The following is a 22,799-nucleotide window of genomic DNA, read 5'->3' on the forward strand; positions in this document are numbered from 1 at the left end:
ATTGTGCGATAAGCCCGGCGTTTTGCCCATGGATGAAGAGCCTCACATCGAGCAAGCGACGCTGGAAGACCTGCCGCAGCTCACCGATCTCCTGTTTGACCTGTTCACGCAGGAGGCCGATTTCGTGCCCAATCGCGCCAAGCAGATGCGCGGCCTGCGACTCATCCTGGAGCAACCGAATCGCGGGCGCATTTTCGTCCTGCGGCAGAACGGGATGATCCTCGGGATGATCAACCTGCTCTTCACGATCAGCACGGCGGAGGGCGGCTTTGTCGTCCTGCTCGAGGATGTGATCGTGCATCGCGACCATCGTGGCGTGCGCTTCGGCGACAAGTTGCTTCAGCACGCGATCGAGTATGCGAAGAAGAAGGATTTTCAGCGGATCACCTTGCTCACGGACCGGCTCAACGCGGACGGCCAGCGCTTCTTCAAGGCACACGGTTTCACCGAGTCGCACATGGTGCCGATGCGCTTGATCCTGAACACGTCAGCCAGCGCCTAGGAAATGTCGGAACCGTTCGTCGATCTCGGGTTTGCCCGTGTGGATACCGACCGCACCCGCCGCTGCGGATTTCCGGAAGTGATTTTCGGCGCCGGCAAGACGCCGGAGGAAGTGGTGGCCATCGGCAAGGTCCTCTTGGAAAAAAATGGCGTGTTGCTGGTGACCCGGGCCAATGAAGAGCAGCACCGGGCACTCTCGGCGAGTTTTCCCACGGCAAAATGGCACGCCCGCGCGCGTAGCCTCACCGTGGAGCTCGAACCCTGGCCGAAGTCGGAGGGCGTCGTCGGTGTGATCTGCGCCGGCACTTCAGATTTGCCCGTGGCTGATGAAGCGGCGGTGACTCTCGAGATTTTCGGGAACAAAGTGGACCGCATCACCGATGTCGGTGTGGCCGGGGTGCATCGTCTCATCGCGGCGCGCGATCGACTGGAAGCCTGCTCCGTTTTGATCGTGGCCGCGGGCATGGAAGGCGCGCTGCCCAGCGCCGTCGCGGGACTCGTCAGCAAACCCGTCATCGCCGTGCCCACCAGCGTCGGCTACGGGGCGAGCTTCGGCGGTCTGGCGGCACTGCTCGGCATGCTCAACTCCTGCGGCAGTGGAGTGACCGTGGTGAATATCGACAACGGCTTCGGTGCGGCATATGCCGCGGCGCAGATTACGCGATTGCTTCCGGCGAAAGGCGGCTCCTGATTGGAGGGCGCTGCTTCGTCCCAAGCATTACCCGGATTTAATCCGAGGGCGGCCCTCCCCTCGCGGTCATTCTGAGCGGAGCGCTCGCGGGCCAGTGGGGAGCGCGCAGTCGAAGAACCCCGTCGAACAACCAGCGATGTTCGCCGGTTGTTCGTCCGGTGTTAGCCCCCAATCCCATGGCTATGTCGCTGGTTGTTCAGCCGGGTTCTTCGACTGCGTGCCCACCCCCTTCGCCCTCGGGCACTGCGCTCAGAATGACCGCGTGGAGGGAGCCGCGTTCGGATTAAATGCGGGTAAAGATCAGGGTGGAGCACCGCCCTCCAGATCTCACCGCTTCTTCCCATCGCCCGACCCCCGCTGCTTCTCCGCCTCCGCAAAGAGCTTGCCGACGGACAGCTCGCGATAGAAATCCAGATCCGGTTCGCTGCCCTGCGGAAGCTGCACGGGGCTGATGAATCCCAGCGTCTGCGACTGGCCCGGTGGCAAGGTAAGATCGAAGAGCATCTCGCCACGACACTCACCCTTCGCCGATTCCACATGCGCCCGATCCTCCGGCGTGAGCGGTCGCGGTGCAAAGGGTGAATCGGCCAGGATGGCGCCACGGGAGGGCGTGTCCGAGATCAGCACCGGACGACCCGCAATGAGAAAGGCATGCCGCTCGAAAGCCAGTGCGTGAATCTCTTCTCGCGGCACGATCCTGACGGACAACGTCGTGTGCACCACACGGTCGGTCGAATTCGTCAGCCGCAAGTGCGCCCCAGCCAGTGTCCCCTCGCCCAAGCCAATCGGCCACCCGACACAACAGATTTCCAATCGAGCGGCGACTCCCTTCGGACCGGACCACTCCATCGCCGGCGTGGCGACAGCGGGAGCGGCTAGTGCCGCCGGCGGTTTCACCGTCGGCGGAGTCGGCTTCAGATCGGAGAACTCGAAGGCGACTTCGAAGTTCGCTCCGCTGGGGGCGAACCCGCCATCGAGCAGCCGCAAGGTTCCCGGCCCATCCTCTGCACGCGCCAACAGCGCGCACAGGAACAGAAGGCAGCCGAGAACGAGGCCGCGCATGGCGCTACTTCTCCGGGATCTCCAGCTTCACGTCCTTCACCCGCAATTCGGCGTTCTTCCCTCGCAGATAGAAGGCGAAGGCGTTGCGGCCGGCGGGTGTATCGATGAGATGAAAGGCCGGCTGATTGCCCAGCGTGACGGCCACGTCGCGACCGTTCGAGACAATGCGGCAGGTCGTCCACTGGTTCGGCGGAAGAGCGACCGTTCCCGGCACATCGACCGGCTTCTCGCCAAGGTCATAGCGCCAGATGTTCGGCGGCGTCGCACCACCGAAGCTCAACGAAACGCCTTTGAACGGCGGCGTCTCCCGCAATCCATGAAAGGCAAGCTCCGCCGCTGGCTCTTCGCCCGACACTTTGATCTGTGCAGTGAGCGTGAAGTGATCAGCCAGCATGTCGCTGGCCAGGATCGCCGTCTTCCCCTCGTTCGCCCGCCCGACCAATTCCCCATTCTCCACCTTCCAGTCACCGCTCTTCACGTGCCACCACGAGAGGTCGCTACCATTGAAGAAATCCGCCGCGTTCACGGTCGTGGCCAGCATCGGCACCTGTCCGCGTTGGCGCAGGTAGAGGAAGAGATCGCGCACGCTTTCTTCGTCCATCGAGGTGATGAGCCCCTCCGGCATCAACGAGTGCGGGCTGACCTCCATGGAGGTGATATCCGCGCGTTGCACCGTGAGCACGCCGGCCAGCGACTTGAGTGTCACTGCGGAGCTATCGTCGGAAGCGATGATGCCCGACAGCGTCTGCCCATCCTTCGTGTGCACGAGCACCTGCTGGTAATCCTTCCCAATGATTGCGTCGGGGTCGACGATGTTGAGCAGCAGGTAGTTGATGTCTTCGAACGAGCCCGGCAACTCGGGACCGATCTTCGCGCCGAAGCCGAAGAGCGTATGGCAGATTGCGCAGGTCTGGGTGAAGATCGCGCGTCCGCGGTTGACGTCGGCGCGCGAGACCGAACCCGTGGTCACGAATTCCTTGAGATGGGCGATCTGCGCCTGCTTGTCGGCTGGGGAAGTGCGGACAGCACCCCAATTTTTCGTCAGCCACTGGTCGACCTGCGAGTCATGCAGATCCTGCAACTGGCGCGCGGCCGGCGCGGTGATCTCCGTTCGCGCCAGCGTTTTGGCGTCGATGGCTGCGAGAAAGGCGCGCGCACTCGCCGGGCGGGCGAGCAGCGTGTTCAGCGCGTCGCGTTTTTCGGCAGTATCCAGCTTCTGGTAGACGCCGAGGAGGACGTCGGTGATCTGCGCATCTTCGTAGATTGCCAGGCCACGCAAAGCGGGTGCCCGCAGCGGGCCCGCCGATTTGGCCAGCGTGAGCAACAGCGGAAGCGTCTCCGGATCCTTGGCCGCGAGCAACGATTCCAGCGCGGCCTCGCGGGTCTTCGGGTCGGCCTTGTCGTCGGCCAGAATCTTGCGCATCTCCGCCATCGCCGCACTGCCACCGAAGGTGACGGCCAGCGCCCGCGCCTCGTGGCGCACTTCTTCGTTCGGGCTCGTCTTCAGCTTCTCGTAGAGCGCATCCCAACTCGCCGGCGCGGCCAGCCCATGCTTGCCCTTGAGCGAGGCATTCATGCCCCGCAGGATGTTGGCCTGCGTGTCGGGGTTATCGATATGGCTGAGCGTCTGCAGCAACACGTCGAGCGCCTTCGGAGCAGCTTCCTGCGCCTGCAGTGGCGACACCCACATTCCGAGCGCGATCAGGGCCGCACTCACGATCTTCCGTGAAATCCTCATTGGGCGTTGGCAGTGGCTGCGGCCGCGATCCGGCGCGAGATGAATTCCTGAATTTTCGGAATGCGGCAGTTCGCCAGCAATTCCGCTCCCTTGGCGATGTCGGCCCCGACTGCCGGCTCGGCAGCGTACCAAATCATCAGCGGCAAATTGTGATCATTGGCGTCATCGGCATGTGAGACCAGCGCGGTAAGAATCGGCCAGCGCTTGGCCACGTCGATGCGCTGCGTGGCCGACGCGAGATAGAGCCGCACCACCGGCGACGGGTCCTCCTTCGCCAGGCGCGCCATCTCCGCGAGCAACGGCGCCGAGGGGGTGCCGTCCTCGCAAACGAGCTGAATGGTCCACGCCCGGAGATATTCGTGCGCGCTCTTGAGCGACTCGAGGGCGAGCGATTCGGTGAGCCCATTGATGCCGTGCAAGGCCCAGAGCGCACGCAACTGGCGCGTCTCATCGGGATTCTCGCGCACGATCTTCGCGAGCGCTTCCTGCACTTCGGGCTTCGGCCCGCGCTCCTGCAGGATGCGACGGGCATGACGCACGTACCAATCGTTGGCGTTCAATTGATCCTGCACGAGTTCGGCATCGGTCGCCTTTTGCAGATCGACCTGGACCGGCTTTACGTCGCCGTAGACGAGCTTGTAGATGCGCCCATTGCTTCGGTCGGTGTAATCGCGCTGCTGATGGCACGGCACCTTGTCGTACCAGTCGTTCACGAAGACCGAGCCATCCGGCCCATACTGCGGGCTCAAGCCGCGATACCACGGGTCGTTCGGCACGAGAAAGTCGGGCCGGCGTTCGCTCTTCAGCCCAGAGCCCTCGCGGACGATCTTCTCGTTCCGCATCTTGCTCATGTGGATGTCGTTGAAGAAAAAGGTATTCCGGTATTCCGCAGGCCACTGGCCGCCGAGATAAAACATCGCACCGCAATACGCGCGCTTCTCGTATTCGAAATCGGCGATCGTCTTGATGTCCTCGTAGGTGAACTTGTTCGGATGCTGTCCGGCCTGACGCTGATAGCGCGCGCCCTGGATGCACTGCCACATGTGCGGGATGACGCAGGCTTCAAAGCACGCCTGCCCCCAATCGTTCCAATCCACGCCCCACTGGTTGCTCGCGCCCTCGGAATAGACTTCGAACTTCTTCTTCAGCGGGTGATACCGCCAGACGCAGGCGTCGAGCTTCTGGCGCTCGCTGGCCGGCGCGCCGGGCTTGCCGACGTTGGAGAAAGTGAAGATGCCTTGCGTGCCGTAGAGCCAGCCATCGGGTCCCCAGGTGAAATCATTCAGCGTCTCGTGCGTGTCCTCGTTGCCCCAGCCGTCGAGCACGACCTGCGGTTCCCCCGCCGGCTTGTCCTCGCCGTCTTTCACCGGAAAAAAGAGCAGATTCGGCGGCGCGCCGACCCACACGCCTCCATGCCCCACGGCGATGCCGGTGGCGAAGGTGAGCTTGTCGTAAAAGACGGTGCTTTTGCGCGCTTTGCCATCGGGACCGAAGTCCTCGAAGATGATGATCTTGTCCTTCGGCTCGCCAGGACAAACCGGATAGTTCGTGTTTTGGATCACCCACAGACGGCCGCGGTCGTCGATGGTGTAGGCCACCGGCTGGACGATGTCGGGTTCACTGGCCACGAGTTGGGCGTGAAAGCCGGGCGGCAACGTCATCTTCGCCGGCGCTTCATTCGGCGGAACGCTTTTCGTAGTGGCGATAGGACGCCGGGGATCTTCGAGAGGCTTGTACTCGGCGGCACTCAGCAACGAAGACGTGCAGACTGCCGCGAGCAATAGCGCGGAGGTTTTCAGGGGAGGCATGGGGATAGGGAGATGAACATCCAACGCCCAACATCGAACATCCAACATCCACTGGGGCAAGCGCGTGGCCGGCCGCTTTCATTGGATGCTGGGGTTGGGCGTTGGGGACTGGGGTTGAATGTTCTTGAATAGTGAAGCGCAAGACCGCGCCCGGAGCTTGGCGATTCGCGCCAAATTCCGGTGCATTTGCGACATGCCCGAAAACGGAGTGGAAGACTTTCCGCCTACTTGCGCAGGAAGACGAAGGCGCCGCGCTTGTTGCCGACGATCACGTCGGGCTTGCCGTCGCCGTTGAGATCGCCCGCCATCACCTGGCAGCCGACGCCCGATTTGTCGTCGATCAAATGGGCGATCCACTCGACCTTGCCGGCGTTGCGCTTGAGCTCGAACCAGTAGAGCACCGGCGGCGAGTTGGGATCGATGTCACCCGTGGGACCATGCGCCCAGAAGCGTTTGCCAGTGACGAGATCGGGAAGGCCGTCACCGTTCATGTCTTGCAGCCACAAGGCATGCGGCTGGGTGAACATCACGCCCTGCGGGTTATCCTCCGGCTTGTCACCGACGATGATATGCTTGGTCCAGCCTTCGACGCCGTTGTCATTCGTCTGCTCGAACCAGGCGATGCCGTGCTTGTGCGCCTCGAGGCTGGTGATGATGTCCGGCTTGCCGTCGCCATTCACATCGTAGACGTACATTTGCGCGCCGCCGCTGCCGAACTGGAACTCGTGCTTCTTCCACACGGGATCGCCGTCGAGCGATTTCGGCTGCTCCCACCAACCGGTGGCTTCGAGGATGTCCATGCGACCATCGCCGTTCACGTCGCCGATGCCGATGCCATGCGTGTAGCGTTGATAGGTGCCTTTCGGAGAGACCGGGTGGAACTTCCATTTCTCCTCCGGATCCTTCCAATCCGGCTCGGCGTAACCGATGTAGCCGCCCGAGCAGCAGACGAGCACGGGTTTACCGGTGCCAAAGAGATCGGCGAGCATGGGCGATTCATTGTCCACCACGTCCCAGGCGAGATGCTTCGACCACGGCGTGTCCGCGCCTTTCGGATTCTCGTACCAGTAAGCTTCCTTGCCCGGCCAACCGATGACCAGGATGTCCGGCCAACCGTCGCCATTGAAGTCGTAGACGTAGGTGAGGAAATTGTCGGAGTAGCCGTTCTCGTTGCCGAGCGCACCTTTGAAGCCGGGGATTTCGATCTCCTTGCCATCGGCCGTCTTCACCTTCGATTTCTCGGTGTCGGGACGATAGGTGTGCCGCACCTTGAAGTCCGGCCCTTCGAACCAATACGGGCCGTAGACGACATCCATCTTGCCGTCGTGATTGAAATCGCCGTAAGCCGCGCCCTCCGCCCAGAACTGGTCGGTGAGCTGGATCTTGGTGAATTCGCCGGACGGCACCGGCTGTTGAGCAGAAGCGGCGGCGGTGAGAAGCGCGGCCAGGGAGAATACGATGGGGAGTCGGGTTTTCATGAAATGGGGCGGAGTGCGAGCGGAGCAGTTTCAGCGTAGAACCGCCTGCCACGCAAGGGCGTTAGATCCGGCAATAGGGTTTTAAGCCCGCGAATTACACAGATGACGCGAATGAAACAGACTCCATTCGCGTGATTCGCGTGATTCGCGGGCACTTTTCACAGTCTCTCAGAGCGATTCGACCGCGATCATTTGCGCGAACCAGGCGTCACCGTGAGTTCCACGCGCTGGCCGTTACGCTCGACGATCATCTTGACGGGCGTGCCGATTTTCACCGCATCGAGCGCATAGGTGTAGTCGTAGATATTGGCAATCTTCTGGCCGGCAAATTCGACGATGATGTCACCACCTTGGATGCCACCCTTCTCCGCGGGGCTGTCGCCGCGCACGCCGCTCAGCTTCACGCCTTTCACCTCGGAGGCGTAATCGGGAATGGTCCCGAGATAGGCCCGCAAGGAGTCGCGCGAACCGCTCTGCTGCTCGCTGCGCTGGACATGCGCATAGTCGGGGCGCTCGGGGACGGTGGCGAGGTCCGACACGATCTGGCGGGCAAATTTCGCGATTCGCTCCATGCCTTCGATGTTGAGCTTGTCCGGCGTGTCCGTCGGGCGGTGGTAGTCCTCATGTGCGCCGGTGAAGAAATTCAGCACCGGCACATGCTTCGGGTAAAAGCTCGTCGTATCGGTGGGCAGATACGGATCATCCTGCAATACGAGACTGAAGCCCGCGGCGACATTACGCTTCTCCAATTCCTTGCGCCAGATGCGCGAGGAACCGACGCCCTGCATCGTGAGCTTGTTGTCGCGCAGACGGCCGACCATGTCGAAGTTCACATAAGCCGCGATCTTGTCGAGGGGTACAGGCGGATGCTGGATAAAGGCAGCCGAGCCGATGAGCCCGATTTCCTCGCCGGACCACAGGGCAAAGATTACGCCGCGCCGGCGCTTGGTTGCATCCGAGGACGGCTTGGGTCCCCCCGGGGCGGCCAGGGACGCCGCCAGTTCCATAACCACCGCAGTGCCCGAGGCATTGTCATCCGCGCCGGGATGCACTTTCCCTTCCTCGCCAGCGTGCGCCATCGAGCTTCCTTTTCCACCGTGTCCGAGATGGTCATAGTGCGCGCCGACGACGATGTATTCATCGCTGCCGCCCGTCGGGGGCAGGCAGGCCACCACATTGCGATCGGTGCCTTTCAAATGCTCGACGCCGATGGAAAGACTTACCCGAACTTTCGGCAGCACAAGACTGCCTTCGGCGTGCGGATTCTCGGTATCGAGGCCCGTCTGCAGATCCTTCAGGCTCTTGCCGCTCGGCGCGAGCAAAGCATCGGCCACCTTGCTGCTGATCGATGCCGCGAGAATGCCGCTGCCGGTGTGACTGCCATCATCGGTCAACGGCACCAGTTCCCCTGCTCCCGGTGAATTTGGACCCGTCACCACCAGCACGGCTTTCGCTCCGCGTTCGCGGGCCATCATCGCCTTGTAGCGCAGACCGGAATAGCGATTGAGCTGCGCACGACGCGGCGCTTCGACGCCCTCCGGAACATAGCGGAAGAACAGGACGATTTTATCCTTCACGTCGAGATTGTCGTAGCTGTTGTAACGCGAGTTTTTCGCGTCCTCCGGCACGCTCAGTCCGTAGCCGGCGAAAACGATTTCACCATCGACGGAGCCATTCTCGCTGAAGGCCAGCGGGCGAAAATCCTTTTCCAGCGCATACGTCGCCGTGTCCTTGCCCTCGGTGATGGAGAGACTGGTCTTGGACGCCTCAACGCGGGCACCGGAATTGAACTCGAAGGGCTCGCGGAAATCGTCACCGAATGGCTTCAAGCCGAGGTTCCGGAAATAGCCGGTAAGAAAATCCGCCGAGGCGCGCGCGCCGGGAGTGCCCGTCTCGCGGCCCTCCCGCGCCGGGTCGGCGAGCCAGGAATCCTCGTATTTCAAATCCTCCGCGCGGATCTCGGGGGAGAGTTCCTTCATGTCCACCTGCACGGTGGCCGCGGCTTCTTTCGCCGGCGCGGAAGGCTGGGCATTCTTTTCCGTGGTGGCAGCGGCAGCGCTGCTGCCCCGCAGCGGCGATTCCTCGATCGCCTTCAGGGCCGCTTCATGATTCCAGTCCGCGAGGAAAATCTGCGATTTCCCGTCGCTCGTGCGACCGCTCGTCCAACTGATCTTTTTGCCATTCGGCGAAAACACCGGCAAACCATCGAAGCCATCGGTGTAAGTGACGCGCACCGGCTCGTGGTCGCCATTCACGTCCACGATGTAGAGCTCGAAATTCGTGAAGCCGAGTTTGTTCGAGGTGAAGATGATGTACTTGCCGCTGGGATGATAGAATGGCGCCCACGACATCGATTTGAAATCGGTCACGCGATGTTTGTCCGAGCCATCGAGCTTCATCGTCCACACGTCGGCAAACATCCCGCTCTCATCGAAGTGCCGCCAAATGATGCGCGCGCCATCGGGCGAGAAGAACGGACCGCCATCGTAGCCAGGCGCATCGGTCAGCCGGCGGACATTCGAGCCATCGGCATTCATGAGATAGATATCGCCGAAGTAAGCGGGATCCTTCTCGTAACGGGCGCGCTGCTCCGGCGTCAGCTTCTCCAGTGGGAACGCGGCGCGCAGCGAGCAAAAGACGATCTGCTTGCCGTCCGGCGAAAACGAACCTTCCGCGTCGTAACCCGGTGAGTTGGTCAGGTTCACCATTTGCGTGCCGTCCTGGTTGCACGAGTAGATGTCCATCGTCTGGTCGTAATCCCAGGAGTAACGGCGCTGTTTCCCACTGGCGCGGAAATCGAGCTCAGCCTTCTGCTTGGCGAGCGCCTCGGGGTCGGCATGCGTGGAAGCGAAGAGCACGCGATTGGTGCCGGGCTGGAAAAAGCCGCAGGTGGTTTTGCCCACGCCCGTTGAAACTCGCGCCGTCTCGCCCGAGAGCAGGTCGAGCAGATACATCTGGTAGAAGGGATTCCCTTCCTCGCGCTCGCTCTGGAAAATCATCAGGTTGCCGTCCGGATGGAAGTAACCTTCCCCGCTGCGCTTGCCTTCGAAGATGAGCTGGCGGGAATTGGTGATGAAGCGGGCTTCGTTTGCCGCATCATCGGCAAAGGCAGCGACAGTGAAGAGGCAGACGAACAGGAGGAGGAGACGGCGCATGGAGAAGGTTGGATGCTGAAAGGGCGGGAATGTTCGATGTGGAGCCAGCGGCGGGGCGCGGCGCAGTTTGTATGACGCCCGCCACCCTTGGCAATCGAAGCGATTGCAATACAATCATCCCGCGAATCCTCGATTTCTTATGAGTCTCACGATTTACCAAATGGCCTACAGCCCCTTTTGCATCCCGATCACCGAGGCTCTGCGGGCTTGCGGCGTACCGTTCGAGACGAAGGAGATTCCGAATTGGGACCGCAGCGAACTGCTGCGCCTGACCAACGGCGAATACTACCAGGTGCCCGTGCTGGTGCATGACAGCCGGATCGTGACCGAATCCAACGCCGGCAGCGAAGACATCGCCCACTACGTCGACCAACACTTCGCGAAGGGCCGTCTCTTTCCCGAGCGACTCGATGGCTTGCAACAGATCGTCATCGAATTCCTCAGCGACGACGTGGAGTTCCAGACCTTTCGCTTGCTCGACCCACACACCCTCGACAAGATCACCGACCCGGTGGCGCGAGGTCTATTCCTACGGCACAAGGAGCGCAAGTTTGGCCGCGGCTGCGTGGAGCAATGGCGGCGCGACGCAGCGGCGATCCGTGCCGAGGCCGATCGGTTGCTGGGACGCTTCGAAACGACCCTGCGGCATTCCCCTTTCCTCTTCGGTGACGCACCGGTCTACAGCGACTTCCTGCTTTACGGCGTGCTCGGCAATCTGACCTACGGCGGACACAACCGCCTGAACGCCGAGCAAGGCGCACTGCAAAAGTGGTCCGAGAGGCTGCACCGCTTCACCTTCGCGTAGGGACTGTGAAAAAATGCGCCCGCGAATCAAACGAATGACCCGAATGGAGGATTTTTCATTCGGGTCATTTGTGTGATTCGCGGGCCAAATAATCTCGCTGGCGGCTTATTTCACAGTTCGTAAAAGCGAGTGCGGAGCAGTCGACCGATCACCAGTTTTTGACCCACCGGTTCGAATTGCCGGTGGTGTCCCCGCCGGTCGACCACAGATCGAACGTCGGATTGTATCCACGCGTCCCCTTGCTGTTGGTCACCGGTCGTGGGGCATTGGAATTGGTGGCCATTTGCGCCTGGTATTCCTGCTCGAGGAGCAGGCCCGCCGTGGAATACCCGTAGCTGTTGCCAAACGGATCTTTGATGTATTGGACCGAGGTCAATCGGCCGTTCACCATCGGACCGAAGAGCCGCGCGGGTTTGAAGAAATCCGGCGCATAGTTCTTCCCCGTTTCATTCGCATCGATCACGCCATTGTCATTGGTATCTCCGGAAAGGCACTCGTAGAGATACAGGCTCGAAATGGCATACTTGCTCCCCACACCGGTACTCTGACTGGCGGCGGTGTCGCGGGCGTCGAGGGAGTCCGTCTTCGTCGGGTCCTGGGGGTAACCGCCGTTATCGGTTTTGTAGGCCTCCAAGGCGCCGGTCAGCGACCTGATATCTGTCGACGCTTTCGCCTTCGCCATGTTGCGTTGGACGGTCGGATAGACGAGCAGGACGATGCCAACGAGAAGAATGATGACGGCCATGACCATGATCATCTCGATCAGGCTGAAGGCCGCAGAATGTGGGGGACGGCGCATACCGGGAATCATAGCACCGATCCAACAAAACGCGAACGGCAATTAACCGAACCGTACGGCTGCTCATGGGAACCGCCGCTCGTCTACCAGGGACTCTCTTCCCCCGGGCCAACTACCAATTCTTAATCCACTTGGCCGAGAGACCGGCCGTATCGCCGGCGCACGACCAAAGGTCGAAAGTGGGATTGTATCCTTGGGTGCCCTTGCTGTTTTGCACATTGCGGGGCGCATTCGGATTCGTGGACAAAGCCGCACGGAACTCCTGCTCCACCAGCAATCCCGCCGTCGAATACCCGTAAGGGTTGCCGAAGGGATCCATGATATACAAAACGGGAGCGACCTTGCCGGAGCCATTCTTCGTTCCTCCGAGATGAGTCGGCTTCCAGAAATCCGGCGCGTAGTTTTTTCCAGTGTCGCTGCCGTTGCCAATGGTGCCATCTCCATCCGTGTCGCCAGACAACTGCTCATACAGGAACCGGCTGGATTGAGCTACCGCGCCCTGCGGATTTGTCACGCTCGTGGCGACCGACGCGTTACGCGGGTCCAGGGTATCCGTCAGATTCGGATCCTGAGGATAACCGCCATTATCTGTCTTGTAGTTTTCGATCGCCACCGAGATCTCCTTGATCTCGGTCTCCGCCCGCGAAAGGCCGGCTTTTTTCTGCGCCACCGTGTTCACGGCCAAAATGAGGCCGGCGAGAATGGCAATGATGGCAATAACCGTGATCATCTCGACCAAGGTAAACGCAGCGTTACGTGGGGAACGGATCATAAATTTATTTTAGCGCGGCACGCGACAATTTGCGAATGCGAACTAGCCGCCGGCGTTCTGGCCGCCCATCTGCTTGATGATTTCGATCAACGGCATGAAGAGCGCGATAACGATGGTGCCGACGATCAAGGCGAGGAACACGATCATGATCGGTTCCAGCAGCGAGGTGAGACCTTCGACCGCATTGTCGACTTCGTCGTCGTACACTTCCGCGATCTTCAGGAGCATCTCCGGGAGCTGGCCGGTTTCTTCACCGACGTCCACCATCGAAATCACCATGGGCGGGAACACCCCGCTGGCTTCCAGGGGCTGGACGATGGATTCGCCTTCCTTCACCGCGTCGTGCACTTTGGTGACGGCGTTGGCGATCACGGTGTTGCCCGCGGTATCACGAGTAATATTCAGCGCCTGGAGAATCGGCACACCCGAAGTCACCAGCGTGCCCAGCGTGCGGCTAAAGCGCGAGATTGAGCTCTTCCGCAGCAGGTCGCCGAAGAGCGGCGTGTGCAGCTTGACCTTGTCCAGCGCCGCCCGGCCGCCCTTGCTGCCCGAGATCGCCTTGTAACCGATGATGATCACGACCACGGAAACGATCGTGTACCACAGGTAAGGCGGCACAAACATCTTCTGGATGATGTTACTGACGTAAATGACCCACTGGGTGATCGGCGGCAGCGGCTTGCCACCGAGCATGTCGTGGAAGATCTGCTCGAACTTCGGCACGATGAACGCCATGAGGAAGACCATGATGAGGATCGCGATGATGAGCACGATCACCGGGTAGGCCATCGCCGAGACGACCTTGTTCTTCACCTTCTGCGCCTTTTCCTGGAATTCCGCGAGACGGTTGAGCACCAGTTCGAGCACACCACCGAGCTCACCGGCCTTCACCATGTTGATGTAGAGCTTGTTGAAGATCAGCGGATGCTGCGCCATCGATTCCGAGAACGTGCTGCCGCTCTGCACGGCGTCGGCGAGATTGTTGATCGTCTTGGCCAGCACCGGATCCCTTTCCTGCTTGGCGAGCACAGTGAGACCGCGCAGCAGCGGCAGACCGGCATCTATCAGCGTCGCGAGCTGACGGGTGAAAATCATCAGCGTCTTGCTCTTGACCGTCTTCTTCTCGAAGAGCGTGATGCTGCCTTTCTTGGCGCCCTTGGGGGCGGCGACGGCTTTGGCTTGCTTGGCTACGGCTTTGGACTTGGCGGGCGCCTTGCCCTTCCCTTCCTCGATCACACTGGTCGGGAAGTAGCCGGCCTGGCGCAGCTGGCCCACGGCTTCGTTAGAGGAGGCGGCATCGATCACTCCGGTCGATTCCTGGCCGCGCGCATCAAGCGCTATGTAATTAAATCGGGGCATGGCGTTCGGGGGTCAGTTGAAAAATTCTTAGCAGGAAAAGAAAGCGCGGGATAAAAAGTTGCAATAAGGAATTCACCGGAAGGTCACTTTTTTTATTCACGGAACTCATTTTGTGGCCATCGAGCTGCTTTTCGCCGCCGTGAAGGCAAACGGATGGGCCGATTTTTCCGGAAAGCCAACCCCGTTCACTTCAGGGAGGGCCTACTTCTTCTTGGTATGGCTGGTCAATTTGGTGAAACCGGCCGGATCAGAGGCCATCTGCTCGAGTAACGGGTTCGAAGCCTTCACCCGCACGACCTCATCGCCCACCTTGGCGCGAATGACCCAGCCGTCCGCTTTGTCACCAGACGTGTAGTTGTAGCCGTACCAGTAGTAGCCACGGACGGTGTGGGCGGAGAGTCCCTTGGACTCCACCGGCACTTTCAGGAAGGCCCCCGGGGTGACCGAGATTTTTTTGCTGCCCTGATCGTAAAGGAACCGGCCGGACCCATTGGCCGGCTTGCCAAAGAAATACCACTCGATCTCAAACTCGCCGGGGAGCTGGGACATATTGCGCACCGTGATGTCCAGTTCCTTCGAGCTCGTTTTGGTCTGGCTGTAGTCGCCGGAGATGTCGCGCCAATGATTGACCGTCGAGGAGTTGGCTGTCGATTCGACCGCATCGAGGAACACGCTTTTGCTCGTCGCCGGCACAGCCGTTCCCGGGACCTGCCCCTGCCCGCTAAATGCCATGCCGAAAATCAGTACCGAAAGTAAACCCAGCCGTTTCATAAGAGATCTATAGACGAAAATCACTGGGGTAAGGAAAGCGAAAAAGCGCCGCTGCCTTGCTCTATTCTCCGAACGGCATGGGAAAGCCCGTGAGCCAAAGCACCCATCTCGGAACCATCGCGGCAATGGCAGCGGTGAGCGCTGGGCACGAGTGGGGTGCCCATCGCGCTCGGTGATCGCGATCAACCCAAACACCAGACCGCTTCGATTGACCACCCATACCGCAGCTACGAAAGGAGGACTTTTTCTGCTGCGATAGTAATAACGAAAGCCATGTCCGAGAGCTTGGACGGAAATCATCTTCGACCGTATTTCGAGCCATTAAACACGGCCGGAAACATCCCTGGCGCTTTTTACTTTTGCCACGTTTAAGCCGAAGCAAATCAACTATGCAAATACACCGGAATTCCCAGCTACTAAAGTAATTCAATAGCATCACAATCAACTCAACCATAACTTACTACAAACGATTTTACACTTAATTCGCTATAAGTTTGATTGCTCACACCGAAGCTGCACGGCAGCACTTATTCACATGCTGGCTGAACGAGAGATCAATGTAGCCGCCCACGCTCCGTCGGGGTGCAGAGGCGGAACAATGCAGCAGCACAAACGGCGATGCCAGGGACGGCAGAATGACATCCGCGCAAACCGAACGGGCCTTCGCCTGCTTCTGTTCGGCATGAAGCCAGAAACCTTTGCCGGTCCAGCAGCAAAAAAATTTGCGATCTGTCCCGGATGGGCACCCCAAAGCTGGCTCTCCCCCACACATTGATTCGCTCGCCCTCCTCACTCTGGTAGCACGACGAAACCGCCCGGGGCGAAGAAAACCAGCGGGTATGCCCTACGCGATTCATTCGTCGTATGAAGGCGAGATTACGGACTCTTCTGAAGATCACGGCTTGGACTACGGCCGTTGCCGTCATCCTGGTCGCGACCGTCGGGGTCGTCGGCCTGAAGGTCTACTCCGACTATGTGGAGAGGGCGGACCAGTTTGACCTCACGAAGATCGATGGGCTTCCGGAACGTTCCGCGGTCTACGACAGTCGCGGGAATCTTTACGGCTATTTCGGCGGGGAGAACCGGCTGAGTGTCCCGCTGGACAAGGTCTCGCTGTTTTTCGTGAATGCGCTGCTGGCGCGGGAGGACAACCGGTTTTGGGAGCACCATGGGGTCGATACTCAAGGGGTGCTCCGCGCTTTCCTGACCAACCTGCGGGCGGGCGAAACGCGCCAGGGTGGCAGCACCATTACCCAACAACTGGCGCGCAACGCCTGCGGACTGGTGAAGCGTTCGCTCGACCGCAAGGCACTGGAAGCCGTGCTGGCGCGGCGGATCGAGGAGAAATATCCGAAGGAAAAGATCCTCGAGATGTATGTGAACCGCATCTATTTCGGTTCCGGCTTTTACGGCATCGAGGCAGCCTCCCGCGGCTATTTCGGCAAGCCGGCGACGGACTTGACGCTCGGGGAGGCGGCCACCCTGGCGGCGCTCATCCGCAGTCCACGCCGGCTCTCTCCGGCGCGCGATCTCGACGCGGCGAGTCAGGCCCGCAACGATGTTCTTTCCCGCATGGCGGAGCTGAAGATGATTTCCAGCGATGAGGCGACGGCAGCCGAGGCCCAGCAACTCCAGGTCGCTTCGCACAACGCCATGCACGTGACGGATGACGCGATCATGGAGGCGGTGGAAGGAGAACTCTCCACCCTGCTCTCTCCGGACACGCTGGAGTACGGCGGGTTGAAGGTGACGATGACGATTGACCCAGCCCTGCAGCGACTCGCCCAGACCGCAGCGGACCGGCGCCTGAGCGAGATCGAATCGCACAAAGGCTATCCGCATCCCCGGAAAGCCGACTTCGTCCCCGACCCGAAGGCCGAGCAGGAAAAGCCCACCAACTATCTCCAGGCCGCCGTGGTGATGATCGATAATCGCACCGGCGCGATCAAAGCGGCCGTGGGGGGACGCGACTACGCGCAGAGCAAATACTCGCGGGCGCTCCTCGGAAAACGACAGATCGGTTCGACCTTCAAGCCGTTCGTCTATGCCGCGGCTTTTGATCGCGGATTGATGCCCGGCACTTTCGTCGACGACGGCAAGATCGCGGCCGGCGAATATCCCGACATTCCCAAGAAATGGTCGCCGGCGAATTCCGACGGTCACTATGGCGGCTTGGAACCCGCCTCCTACGGGCTGGTCCATTCGCGCAATACCATGAGCGTGCGGGTCGGGGAGTTTGCCGGGCTGCCGATGATCCGCGGCCTCGCGCAGAAAGTCGGCCTCAGTGACAACGTGCCGGAATATCCGGTCGTGTTTCTCGGCGCTTTCGAGACCACCGCGCGCAATCTCACCTCGGCCTATACGATCTTTCCCAACGGCGGCGTTTATCGTCCTTCATACCTGATCGCGAAAGTGGAGGATCGCGATGGGCACGTGCTCTATCAGCCACCGCATGCGGAGAAGCGCATTATTTCTTCCGACACCGCCGCGATGGTCACCGGCATCCTTCAGCAGGTGATGAAACACGGGACGGCGGCCAAAGCCGCTTCGCTTGGGTGGAAGAAGAACGGCGCGGGAAAAACCGGCACGACGAACGATTTCTTCGACGCCTGGTTTGTCGGTTACACCTCGTCGCTCACTTGCGGCGTGTGGGTAGGCATGGATAAGCCCCAGACTATCATGGAAAAAGGCTACGGTGCGGCGCTCGCCCTGCCCATCTGGGTGGACGTGATGCGGGAGGCTCCGGAAAACGAATACCCGACCGCACCGCTCAACGAAGGCGTGAAAATGGCCAAGGTTACCCTGTGCGCAGTGTCCGGAAAACTGGCGACCGCCGGCTGCGCGGAACAGCACTACGCTTATCAAGTGGAGCTACCAGCTTCTCGCGTTCCGAAGGAGTATTGCCAGACCCATCCTGAAATGACCCCGCCCATCGCCGCCGAGCCGACCTATCCGAGCGCTACCCCATCAGGGCAGGCGGCTCCTTACCCGACCAGCAATCCGCCAATGTATCCCTCGGGGACAACCTATCCGGCATCGAGCACCGGCACGGCCGTCACTGCCATTCGCCCACCCGCGACATCGAACTCGCCGAGCATTGCCTTCGGCGGTCGTCCGCTTTCCCGTCCGGCGCCAGCACCGATCATCGGTGAGGCGGGTGGCCCGAGTACGCAGTATCCGGCGCGCACCGTTTATCCGCCAGCCACGGCCAGCACTCGGATGGAACCGCCGTCAGTGGCGGAACCCGTAACAACTGGCCCGGTGGAAGTGCGACGGGCGATCCCCGTTACGCGGTCGACAGAGCCACGCACAAGCAGTTCCACCACGCCATCCACCTTGCCGCCCGGCGTGACGGAACAGCGAATTGTCACTCGAACTCCGGACGGGCGGATTCACACGACGATCATTCGCACCACGCACGGCGGGAGGGGCTATCGCACATCCATTCGGTCAGCGCAGGACGGAGAGGAGTAAAAGGCAGGCGTCAAATCGCGGAGACATCCCCCTCCCTTCTATATTTAGCTTGCGGAACGCGCCCTCTCACCAATGCTGGTCGGCGGATTCGTCACTATGAGAATAATCGCGATTTGGCTGGCTGTGTTGGTTCTGGTTCTGGTTCGGGCGCAAGCGGCGCCGGAAAATGCCACGGCTGTACCGGAACTCGACGCCCTGCGAAGTTCATACCAGCGAAACATCACCGCCATTACCAACGCCCGCGACACGCGCACGGAACCCATCCGCCGCAGCTACGCCGGCGAACTCGAGCGCCTCCAGCGGGAAATCACCACCAGCGGCGACCTCGATGGCGCGCTGCAGGTGAAAGCCGAACGCGAGCGGTTGACCAGCAACCAGGAACCAACGGCCACGGAACGCGCAGCGATGGCTCCAGCCCTCGCTGCCCTCCGGACTCGCTACGAAAAAGAACTGGAGCCGATCGTCACCTTGATTCGCAACGCGGAAGACCAGCAGAAGCGCGACTACCTGGCGGCGCTCGATCGTCTGCAACGCCAGTTTACCACCCAAAACCAACTCGCAAAGGCCACCCTCGTGCGCACGGAGCGAGACGCCATTGCCGGTCCCACCCTGCCGAAAGCGAGCCCCGCACCGACCGCCGCGACCAACGCTCTTAGCCCTTCCGCCGTCGCCGGTGCGGGGCAGCTCGACCCAGCTTTTGCCGAGAAGATCGCCGCCGCGATCCGCGACAAAAAGCTCGCTCTGTCCGAACTCTCACGGCCCAAGGGAGGGGCGGGCAACGACGTCCCCGCCGAGGGAGCGGTTCTGGTCGGGTTCGAGTTCTTCGAGACCAGATCCAACGGTTTCCCCGACATTCGTTCACTACGCCCCATCTTTCTCACCACAGCCGGGGTCAAGCCGGGCATGGATCGCGGCAAGATGGAAAAGATCACCAACAAAGTGATGGCGCGGCCCGGTTACGCGGTGGGCGGCATCCACGTTTACCACACCAACAATGACGGTCGCATTCAAGGGCTCCAGGTCATCTTCATGAAAATGGTCCCCGCCGAGGGCCGCCTCGATCATAGCTCGAGCAGCACTTATCGAAGCCTCTGGTTCGGGACGCTTCCCCACAAAGATAAACCCAAGGAATTAGGCGGCGACGGCCGGCCGGTTGTCGGCGTCTATGGTTTTCACGGCGCCGATTGCGACTGTATCGGGCTCGTTCAGACGTCGAATTGACACGGCACTGGCTTCCCCCGCTCCGCATTGGGCTGAGCGGCGCATCACGCTTGCGTTTGTAGTGCTGCGCTGCTGCCTAAGCATGACCCACATCTTTGGTCAGTAGTGACAGCGATGAATTCGGCTGCGGCTCACTGGGAGGGGCGACTTTCCAGTCGCCCTGCGTCGCGGAGCGACGCCCCAAAGAAGGCGCTCCGCGCGTTTGTTTCGGTCGGCGACTGGAAAGTCGCCGCTCCCAAAGCGCTATCTGTATCGACGTCCAAACACTGAGCAAAGATGGGGGTAATGCTTAGGCAACAGCGCCGCGCCAAAAACGCCAGCGTTGATGGCTCGCCGTTTCGAATTCGCAGACACTGCGTCGGACCGCAATGGCAAACCCTACTTACGTGTACTTCAAAATCTCTTCGATCGTCGTCTCACCGTCGAAGATACAGCGCAGGCCGTCCTGGCGCAGGGTGGTCATGCCCAGCTCGATGGCCTTTTGCTTGAGCACAACCGAGGGGGCGCGCTTGTTGATGAGTTCGCGGATCGGGTCGGTGATGTCGAGCAACTCGTAGATGCCTTTGCGGCCTTTGTAACCGGTGTGGTTGCAGGTGTCGCAGCCGGAGCCGTAGTAGAAGGTCTTGTCGCCGATTTCGTGGATCGAAAGACCAAGCTGGGCGAGCGTGTTTTCAGTCGGCTCGTAAGGAGTCTTGCAGTTGGGGCAAATCTTACGGATGAGGCGCTGGCCGAGCACGCCTTCGAGCGAAGACGAAATCATGAAGGGCTCGACGCCCATATCGATGAGACGGGTCACGGCGCCGGGGGCGTCGTTGGTGTGCAGGGTGGTGAACACCAAGTGACCGGTGAGCGATGCCTGGATGGCGATCTGCGCTGTTTCCACGTCACGCGTTTCACCGACCATGATGCGGTCCGGGTCCTGACGGAGGAAGGCACGCAAGGTGCGGGCGAAGGTCAGGCCGATGCCGTCATTCATCGGCACCTGGATGATGCCTTCGATGTCGTATTCCACGGGGTCCTCGGCGGTCAGCACCTTCGAGTCGATGGTGTTGATCTTGTTGAGGCAGGCGTAAAGCGTGGTGGTCTTGCCGGAACCGGTCGGGCCGGTGACGATGAAGATGCCGTTCGGCTTCTCGATCGTCTTGAGCAGGTAATTGTAAATGTAATCGGGCATGCCCAAGGACTCGATGTCCAGGTTCACCGTGGTGCGGTCGAGCACACGAAGCACCACCGATTCGCCGAACTGCGTGGGCAGAGTCGAGACACGAAGATCGACCTGACGGCCGGCAATATTTTTCTGAATACGCCCGTCCTGCGGGAGGCGGCGCTCGGCGATGTTCAGGTTCGACATGACCTTCACGCGCGAGATGACGGGCAGCGCGAGGTGCCGCGGCGGCGGGGACATTTCGTAGAGCGAACCGTCGACCCGGTAGCGAATCTTGAACTCGGTCTCGAACGGCTCGAAGTGAATGTCCGACGCGCGGTCCTGGATGGCCTGGTAGAGAATCAGGTCGACGTAGCGGATGATGGGCGTCGCGTTCGCTTCCGCTTCCAGGCTCTTGAGATCGATGCCGCCCCCGCCTTCCACCAACTCGACCTCACCGCCGAGTTGCTTGAGGATCTCATCCATGCTCCCGATGTCCGTGCCGTAGTACTTCTTGATGAGCTCATCGATCTGGTGGACCGACGCGACGATAGGCTGGATTTCCTTGCCGAGGGCAAAGCGCAGCGTTTCAGGCGTATCCTGGGCCAGCGGATCCGCGAGGACGACTTGCAGCGTGCCGGCGTCGATACCGATGGGGAAAACGCGATTCAGCAACGCGAGACCGGCGGGAATGAGGCGCACGATCTCAGGTGGCGGCTCGAAGCCCGTGAGGTCCACATACTCCAGACCGAGATACGCGGCGATGGTCTGGTAGAACTGTCCCTCGCTGGTGATCTGGTAGTCGACCAATACTTCAAGCAGGCTTTTGCCGGTCGAGTTGACCTCCTGCAGGATGTCTTCGACCTGGGATTTTTCGACGACGCCCTGGTCAACGAAGATTTCGAGAACTTGTTTCGGATTCATGTGAGGGAGGAGTTTTTACCGCTTGTTGGCGGGTTTCTGGCCGCCGATCAACTGGACGGCGGCCTGCGGGTCTTGCGCCTTGCCCAGGACCTGCTCGTAACTGATGAGCCCATTGAGGTAGAGCTGCACGAGCGAAGTCTCGAGCGAGACCATGCCGTACTTGCCGCCGGTGAGGATGTCGTTGGGAATACGGAAGGTCTTGTTGTCGCGGATGAGCGCGGCGATCGAAGGCGTGTTGACCATGATTTCGAAGGCCGCGACGCGCCCGGTGCCGTCCAGCGTGGGCAGCAGCAATTGCGAAATGACTGCCTTGAGGTTGGCGCCGAGCTGCACGCGAATCTGCTCCTGCTGTGTGGTGGGAAAGGCGTCGATGATACGATCGACTGTGCGCGCGGCGCCGGTAGTGTGCAGCGTGGAGAAAACGAGGTGGCCCGTTTCCGCCGCGGTGATCGCCGTTTCCATGGTCTCGAGGTCGCGCATTTCGCCGACCAGAATCACGTTCGGATCCTGGCGCAGCGCGCGGCGCAAACCCTCGGCGAAACTGGGGACGTCGACGCCGACTTCACGTTGGTTGACGATGCCGAGCTTGTGCGGGTGAAAGTATTCGATCGGGTCCTCGATCGTCATGATGTGCCCCGCGCTGCGCGCATTGATGAGGTCGAGCATGGCGGCCAGCGAGGTCGTCTTGCCGGAACCGGTCGGGCCCGTGACGAGGATCAATCCGCGCGGCAGGAAGAGCAATTCCTCGACCGACTTCGGCAGGCCGATTTCGTCGAGCGTGAGCATCTTCTTCGGGATAGTGCGCAAGGCGATGCCGAGATGGCCGCGCTGCCGATACACGCTACCGCGAAACCGGTCATTGCCGCGGAAGGAGAAAGCGAAATCGACGCTCCCCTCTTCGCTCACCCGCTGGAGATTCGCGTCGCTGGTGATTGCGCGCGCGAGCGATTCGGTATCTTCCGGCGCGAGCGGCGGAAGCTGCAGCTTTACCAGCTTGCCATTGATACGCACCGCCGGCGGGGCGCCGACCGAGAGATGAATATCCGAGGCGCCTTCGTCCACGACGAGCCGCAGCAGGTCTTCCATCGGCACCAATT

General features: G+C 60.8%; 16 protein-coding genes. 5 read left to right on the forward strand and 11 right to left on the reverse strand.

Translation table 11 applies throughout. From position 1 onward, the window contains the following. Nucleotides 1-28 precede the first annotated feature (28 nt). Together CFE428DRAFT_RS06895 and larB are read left to right on the forward strand one after the other, a co-directional pair. Entirely contained in the window at nucleotides 29-502 is a 474-nt protein-coding gene (locus CFE428DRAFT_RS06895; RefSeq protein ID WP_042724612.1) for a GNAT family N-acetyltransferase, read from the forward strand. A gap of 3 nt (nucleotides 503-505) precedes the next feature. Continuing rightward, entirely contained in the window at nucleotides 506-1,192 is a 687-nt protein-coding gene (gene larB, locus CFE428DRAFT_RS06900) for a nickel pincer cofactor biosynthesis protein LarB (RefSeq protein WP_006978768.1), read from the forward strand. A gap of 327 nt (nucleotides 1,193-1,519) precedes the next feature. On the opposite strand, the gene CFE428DRAFT_RS06905 is transcribed toward larB, so the two are convergent. From CFE428DRAFT_RS06905 to CFE428DRAFT_RS06920, 5 genes are all read right to left on the reverse strand, one after another. Continuing rightward, a complete protein-coding gene (locus tag CFE428DRAFT_RS06905) occupies nucleotides 1,520-2,254 on the reverse strand; it encodes a hypothetical protein (RefSeq protein ID WP_006978769.1) in 735 nt (244 codons plus the stop codon). Between the two features lie 4 nt (nucleotides 2,255-2,258). Beyond that, entirely contained in the window at nucleotides 2,259-3,971 is a 1,713-nt protein-coding gene (locus CFE428DRAFT_RS33155) for a 3-keto-alpha-glucoside-1,2-lyase-like domain-containing protein (protein WP_165920155.1), read from the reverse strand. Nucleotides 3,972-3,988: 17 nt separating this feature from the next. After that, complete coding sequence (locus CFE428DRAFT_RS33160) at nucleotides 3,989-5,800, reverse strand: PVC-type heme-binding CxxCH protein (RefSeq protein ID WP_006978771.1); 1,812 nt, start codon at nucleotides 5,798-5,800, stop codon at nucleotides 3,989-3,991. Between the two features lie 224 nt (nucleotides 5,801-6,024). Beyond that, complete coding sequence (locus CFE428DRAFT_RS06915) at nucleotides 6,025-7,278, reverse strand: FG-GAP repeat domain-containing protein (RefSeq protein WP_006978772.1); 1,254 nt, start codon at nucleotides 7,276-7,278, stop codon at nucleotides 6,025-6,027. 188 nt (nucleotides 7,279-7,466) lie between these two features. Then, complete coding sequence (locus CFE428DRAFT_RS06920; RefSeq protein ID WP_006978773.1) at nucleotides 7,467-10,433, reverse strand: M28 family peptidase; 2,967 nt, start codon at nucleotides 10,431-10,433, stop codon at nucleotides 7,467-7,469. Between the two features lie 139 nt (nucleotides 10,434-10,572). On the opposite strand from CFE428DRAFT_RS06920, the gene CFE428DRAFT_RS06925 reads away from it, so the two are divergent. Then, entirely contained in the window at nucleotides 10,573-11,238 is a 666-nt protein-coding gene (locus CFE428DRAFT_RS06925; RefSeq protein ID WP_006978774.1) for a glutathione S-transferase family protein, read from the forward strand. Between the two features lie 148 nt (nucleotides 11,239-11,386). Here CFE428DRAFT_RS06925 and CFE428DRAFT_RS06930 read toward each other — a convergent pair whose 3' ends face one another. From CFE428DRAFT_RS06930 to CFE428DRAFT_RS06945, 4 genes are all read right to left on the reverse strand, one after another. Continuing rightward, the gene (locus CFE428DRAFT_RS06930; RefSeq protein WP_042724537.1) at nucleotides 11,387-12,037 is read right to left on the reverse strand and encodes a type II secretion system protein; all 651 of its coding nucleotides are present in this window, start codon (nucleotides 12,035-12,037) and stop codon (nucleotides 11,387-11,389) included. Nucleotides 12,038-12,149: 112 nt separating this feature from the next. Further along, nucleotides 12,150-12,809 carry a type II secretion system protein gene (locus CFE428DRAFT_RS33165; protein WP_006978776.1) on the reverse strand — a complete coding sequence of 220 codons (660 nt, stop codon included), beginning with the start codon at nucleotides 12,807-12,809 and terminating at the stop codon, nucleotides 12,150-12,152. Nucleotides 12,810-12,851: 42 nt separating this feature from the next. Then, the gene (locus CFE428DRAFT_RS06940) at nucleotides 12,852-14,168 is read right to left on the reverse strand and encodes a type II secretion system F family protein (RefSeq protein ID WP_006978777.1); all 1,317 of its coding nucleotides are present in this window, start codon (nucleotides 14,166-14,168) and stop codon (nucleotides 12,852-12,854) included. A gap of 201 nt (nucleotides 14,169-14,369) precedes the next feature. Continuing rightward, nucleotides 14,370-14,939, reverse strand: a complete 570-nt coding sequence (locus tag CFE428DRAFT_RS06945; RefSeq protein ID WP_006978778.1) for a hypothetical protein — start codon at nucleotides 14,937-14,939, stop codon at nucleotides 14,370-14,372. Between the two features lie 864 nt (nucleotides 14,940-15,803). Between CFE428DRAFT_RS06945 and CFE428DRAFT_RS33170 the strand changes: the two genes are divergently transcribed. Both CFE428DRAFT_RS33170 and CFE428DRAFT_RS06955 read left to right on the forward strand, forming a co-directional pair. After that, nucleotides 15,804-18,413, forward strand: a complete 2,610-nt coding sequence (locus CFE428DRAFT_RS33170) for a transglycosylase domain-containing protein (RefSeq protein ID WP_006978779.1) — start codon at nucleotides 15,804-15,806, stop codon at nucleotides 18,411-18,413. Between the two features lie 123 nt (nucleotides 18,414-18,536). Beyond that, the gene (locus CFE428DRAFT_RS06955; protein ID WP_131989888.1) at nucleotides 18,537-19,634 is read left to right on the forward strand and encodes a hypothetical protein; all 1,098 of its coding nucleotides are present in this window, start codon (nucleotides 18,537-18,539) and stop codon (nucleotides 19,632-19,634) included. A gap of 382 nt (nucleotides 19,635-20,016) precedes the next feature. On the opposite strand, the gene CFE428DRAFT_RS06960 is transcribed toward CFE428DRAFT_RS06955, so the two are convergent. Then, on the reverse strand, nucleotides 20,017-21,702 hold the full coding sequence (locus tag CFE428DRAFT_RS06960; RefSeq protein WP_006978781.1) for a GspE/PulE family protein: 1,686 nt from the start codon (nucleotides 21,700-21,702) through the stop codon (nucleotides 20,017-20,019). A gap of 15 nt (nucleotides 21,703-21,717) precedes the next feature. Beyond that, on the reverse strand, nucleotides 21,718-22,788 hold the full coding sequence (locus CFE428DRAFT_RS06965; RefSeq protein ID WP_042724615.1) for a type IV pilus twitching motility protein PilT: 1,071 nt from the start codon (nucleotides 22,786-22,788) through the stop codon (nucleotides 21,718-21,720). Nucleotides 22,789-22,799 lie beyond the last annotated feature (11 nt).

Origin of the sequence: Chthoniobacter flavus Ellin428 (assembly GCF_000173075.1) — a bacterium.
Classification (GTDB): Bacteria; Verrucomicrobiota; Verrucomicrobiia; order Chthoniobacterales; family Chthoniobacteraceae; genus Chthoniobacter; species Chthoniobacter flavus.

Bases quoted from the DNA above. Each gene is read 5' to 3' on its own strand.
- CFE428DRAFT_RS06915 (WP_006978772.1), bottom strand. From the start codon at position 7,278: ATGAAAACCCGACTCCCCATCGTATTCTCCCTGGCCGCGCTTCTCACC.
- CFE428DRAFT_RS06960 (WP_006978781.1), bottom strand. From the start codon at position 21,702: ATGAATCCGAAACAAGTTCTCGAAATCTTCGTTGACCAGGGCGTCGTC.
- CFE428DRAFT_RS33165 (WP_006978776.1), bottom strand. From the start codon at position 12,809: ATGATCCGTTCCCCACGTAACGCTGCGTTTACCTTGGTCGAGATGATC.
- CFE428DRAFT_RS06925 (WP_006978774.1), top strand. From the start codon at position 10,573: ATGAGTCTCACGATTTACCAAATGGCCTACAGCCCCTTTTGCATCCCG.
- CFE428DRAFT_RS06905 (WP_006978769.1), bottom strand. From the start codon at position 2,254: ATGCGCGGCCTCGTTCTCGGCTGCCTTCTGTTCCTGTGCGCGCTGTTG.
- CFE428DRAFT_RS06940 (WP_006978777.1), bottom strand. From the start codon at position 14,168: ATGCCCCGATTTAATTACATAGCGCTTGATGCGCGCGGCCAGGAATCG.
- CFE428DRAFT_RS06945 (WP_006978778.1), bottom strand. From the start codon at position 14,939: ATGAAACGGCTGGGTTTACTTTCGGTACTGATTTTCGGCATGGCATTT.
- CFE428DRAFT_RS06895 (WP_042724612.1), top strand. From the start codon at position 29: ATGGATGAAGAGCCTCACATCGAGCAAGCGACGCTGGAAGACCTGCCG.
- CFE428DRAFT_RS06930 (WP_042724537.1), bottom strand. From the start codon at position 12,037: ATGCGCCGTCCCCCACATTCTGCGGCCTTCAGCCTGATCGAGATGATC.
- CFE428DRAFT_RS06920 (WP_006978773.1), bottom strand. From the start codon at position 10,433: ATGCGCCGTCTCCTCCTCCTGTTCGTCTGCCTCTTCACTGTCGCTGCC.
- CFE428DRAFT_RS33160 (WP_006978771.1), bottom strand. From the start codon at position 5,800: ATGCCTCCCCTGAAAACCTCCGCGCTATTGCTCGCGGCAGTCTGCACG.
- CFE428DRAFT_RS06965 (WP_042724615.1), bottom strand. From the start codon at position 22,788: ATGGAAGACCTGCTGCGGCTCGTCGTGGACGAAGGCGCCTCGGATATT.
- larB (WP_006978768.1), top strand. From the start codon at position 506: ATGTCGGAACCGTTCGTCGATCTCGGGTTTGCCCGTGTGGATACCGAC.
- CFE428DRAFT_RS33170 (WP_006978779.1), top strand. From the start codon at position 15,804: ATGAAGGCGAGATTACGGACTCTTCTGAAGATCACGGCTTGGACTACG.